This is a genomic window from Streptomyces sp. NRRL S-920, from assembly GCF_000717945.1.
Lineage (GTDB): Bacteria > Actinomycetota > Actinomycetes > Streptomycetales > Streptomycetaceae > Streptomyces > Streptomyces alboniger.
In genome coordinates, this window is the sequence record NZ_JODF01000129.1 from 1 (window position 1) to 2,273 (window position 2,273).

General features: G+C 58.8%; 3 protein-coding genes. All 3 read left to right on the plus strand.

What is annotated here, in order from left to right:
• Positions 1-24 precede the first annotated feature (24 nt).
• The 3 genes from IG54_RS0137075 (at position 25) to IG54_RS0137085 (ending at position 2,153) form a co-directional block, all read left to right on the plus strand.
• Positions 25-525, plus strand: coding sequence for a hypothetical protein (locus IG54_RS0137075; protein ID WP_063756311.1), 501 nt, complete (start codon positions 25-27; stop codon positions 523-525).
• 83 nt (positions 526-608) lie between these two features.
• Entirely contained in the window at positions 609-1,655 is a 1,047-nt protein-coding gene (locus tag IG54_RS0137080) for a hypothetical protein (RefSeq protein ID WP_158709016.1), read from the plus strand.
• A gap of 96 nt (positions 1,656-1,751) precedes the next feature.
• Positions 1,752-2,153: a glyoxalase/bleomycin resistance/dioxygenase family protein gene (locus IG54_RS0137085; RefSeq protein ID WP_030795558.1), complete on the plus strand. Its 402-nt coding sequence runs from the start codon at positions 1,752-1,754 to the stop codon at positions 2,151-2,153.
• Positions 2,154-2,273: the final 120 nt, after the last annotated feature.

The window sequence follows — 2,273 nt, forward strand, 5'->3', positions numbered from 1 at the left end:
ACGCCACCGGGAAGGACGCGGACCATGACCAGTGAGACCACCTCTCTCGACCCGGCGGAGAAAGTCGATCTCTGGCGTCAGCGGTACTTCGAGGCCCAGACGGGCGCAGACGAGTTCGTCCTCGGAGAGCACGGCGAAGAAGGCCTCGCCCGATGGATTGAGGCGAACTCCCGCATCACCGCTGACCTGATGAGAGCGCAACGGCCCGAGGGGTTATCGGCTACCGATCACTTCATGACCCGGATGCAACGTCAGTTGTTGCTGTACGACTCGGACGTGTCCGTTGAGCCTCAAGCCTCGGGCACCGTCCTGCGTAACGCCGAGTGCGGGATCCTCCGGTACCGCAAGAAAGCTGCCCGCGCCGGCGTCGCCCTGGCGTTCAAGTCACCGTGCGGGTACTGCCAGAAACTCAACACCGCCATCGCCAACCGTTACGTGGAACCGGACGTCAAGGTGTCATGCGAACTGGCGGGCGACGGATGCACCTGGCGCGCGGAGCGTCCCCACGCTCCGGGGGAGGACTAGGCGCCTCTGCCGGGCCCCCGACCGAAACGTCTTCCAGCACTTCTCGTGCCAGTCAACCGGAGTGATTAGGTATGCCTTTGTCGATGGTCGACAAAATGATCCGCCTCAACCTGATGTCTTTCTCGCGCCCTCTCAACGTGACGGAATTCATCCCGGCGCTTTCGACGTACCGCGTTGAGCGGCCATTTTCGCTTGACGATTTTCGCGAAGCGGTCGGTCACTACTTCAACGAGAACCCCCTGTTCTCGAAGTGCTACTTGATCGAACGGCAGTTTGAAGATCCGGAAGACTTCCCGATCTCATCCTTCCAGGAGGTCGTGCTCGACGAGTACCTCAATTACTACGACGGCTTCCTGTTGATGTCCGTCACGTACAAGTCGAACCCCAACATCCAGGGGATCTTCACCGCCTTCCCCATGTCGATGCAGGACGGCTACAGGTGCTTCCGCTTCCAGCAGGCGCTGATGAGCACCATGAAGACGGGCAAGGACCAGTTCCGCATCGCGGAGACGATCGCGGAGCTTCAACTGCGGACCGATGACCTAGGCCAGTATCTTCCCGCGAGGAAGCCTTTCATCGATGATGATGAAGCGGTGCGGATGATGCCCTGGGTACTTCGGGAGACCATCGAGCCGACCCAGAAGATCGGCCCCCATCTCGACATGGTCAAGGAAGAATTCCTCAGAAGGCAGAGCGGGAACCTTCTCGTGATGAAGAACGCCTCGTACGGCTCAAGCCTTCACTTCGGGAATCATCTCATGTACCTGCTTGTTCCGAGCGAGGTGGTCGCTCGAAGCAGTGGTAGTCAGATCCGCGACTACTACAAGGCGCAGGCAGCCGAAGTCGAGAAAAAGGTCGCGCAGTTGGAGACGCCCGAGGAACTTGCAGCCGCCGGCGAGGCTGTGATGCCAGGGATCATCTCCCACCCCCGTCGATTCGGCGTCAACAACTACGGTGACGTCTCGCCGTATGACGGGTCCGACTTCAGTCCGGAAAAGGGAACCCTCCTCAAGTATCAGTGGCACATGCCATACGCCGTCTCGCGGGGCGCGGCCGCGGAAGGGTCGGGAATGCATATGACCTTCACCCTCAACGGCAAGGCGCACCATTTCCTGACACAGCAGCGATAGCGAAAGACGAAGACGCGTTTTCAAGGCGGGGGTGATCGTTCATGCGCCCGCCTGTTCGCACGACATCACGAGCAGCAGCTTGAGCCGGGAGTAGCCATGAAGATCCTCAAGTCTTTTTACAGGGTATACCTTCGAAAGACGGAACTCGAAGCAAGTAAAGAGTTCTACATGGCACTCCAAGGAGTGGACCGCCCGCACCACGAATTTCATTACGAGGAGTTCAACCTCGATATCGTCGGGATCGGAAGCATTCTCCTGCTCGCGGGAGACAAGGCTGATACCGAGCGGTTCGAGCCTACCAAGCTGACCTGTTTGGTGGATGACCTGGAGGCCGTGCGCGCCTACTTCATCCAAACCGACATCAAGATCATCGACGATATCAAGGTTGTTCCTTCAGGGCACAACCTGCGCGCAATGAGTCCGGACGGAACGATCGCCGAGTACGTCCAACACAGCGATGACTTCAAGCGCAAGATGGCTGGAAACGCCTACGACTGAGAATGCCCGTTCCCATTGAGCTAGTGCGCTACCTCCTGCTCACCTGAGTAGTTGTCTGCAACTTCGGAGCGACGAGCTTCCCAAAACGGGGGATCCACTTCGTGACTACGCCTCTCACTC